Origin of the sequence: uncultured Bacteroides sp. (assembly GCF_910578895.1) — a bacterium.
In the GTDB taxonomy this organism is placed as follows: Bacteria; Bacteroidota; Bacteroidia; order Bacteroidales; family Bacteroidaceae; genus Bacteroides.
This window is the reverse complement of the sequence record NZ_CAJTSC010000110.1, coordinates 226-1,373: the sequence shown is the minus strand read 5'-3', so window position 1 is coordinate 1,373 and position 1,148 is coordinate 226. Positions and strand designations below refer to the sequence as shown.

Genomic DNA, 1,148 nt, shown 5'->3' with positions numbered 1-1,148 from the left:
TATCAATATATTACAATGATTTATCTTAATAATAGATATACTATTGATGGACCACGTACGGCAATTAATGATAGTATATACAAGATTGAAGTCTACACTGTCGAGAATTTTGATGCATCGCATCCTGCTGGAAGTGATATTTCAGATTTGATAGAATGTAGGTATATTTCTTATTATGATTACATACAAAGTGGTTATAAGAAAGAAGATAAAGATGTTGGACAATATATAGATATGACAGAATATTGGGGAATTGAAGGAGCAAAGATGCTGAAAGATGAACTTACGAAAATAAATAATAGAAATACGAAGCTTATTGCACCAACCCTTGTTTTAAAATTCAAAAAAGAGCCAGAGAATAAAGGAAAATTCCAATTCAATTTAGTCTTTCATTTGGAAGAAAAAGAAATAAAAGATTCCATTGAATATGAATTTTAATATAAAACTATTCAAGTTTAGCTTTAAGATTTAAAGTATCATTATGTGGAAACAGAAATTGAAAATTTGCGGTATTAATCTGGCGGCATATATTGTGGTTCTTTTTATCATAGCTATGCTGTCCGTCTGCTCCCGATTATATGGGCAAGAAAGCCTTACGCTGTTCCCTGACCGTACAAAACGGATTGTATCAAACATAGACACCACCAAACTGCCGTCTTTTGAATATGGAAAGTCATTTCTGTCTCCACATTTTGGTATCATTCACAAGAAGCCTGAAATGCTTTTGAATTTTCGCCCTGATTACACGTTAGGAATCCCTGTTGACCGTTCATCCTTACATAAAGGCGAATATCGCGTTGGCGGAGTTATTCATCGGTTTGACAAGGTGAATGTTTGGGGGCGTGGCAGACAGGAGAACATCATAGGAGTTGGCGTATCGAACTATGCTGAAGTTAAAACGGCATATTCTCCAAACGAGAGATGGAAATTGGGCATAAGCCTCTATGCGCACAAACTGAGTATTCCTCGTTCGAGTAGCAATACATTCGGGATGGGAGCCGATGTTTCCTATAAATTCTATCCCAAAACATCGCTTCATCTCTTTGGTACATACTATCTGTTGGATATGAAACCGAAGAGGTGTTTAGACGGCTATCATTATGGCGGTTATCTGTCTTTTGATTTGGCAGAACGATGGTCAATGGATG

At 36.3% G+C, this 1,148-nt stretch carries 1 protein-coding gene; it reads left to right on the top strand.

The window, feature by feature from the left end; translation table 11 throughout:
* A partial coding sequence (locus tag QZ327_RS14360) for a DUF5034 domain-containing protein (protein ID WP_294620410.1) occupies window positions 1–438 on the top strand: 438 nt, incomplete at its 5' end.
* Window positions 439–1,148: the final 710 nt, after the last annotated feature.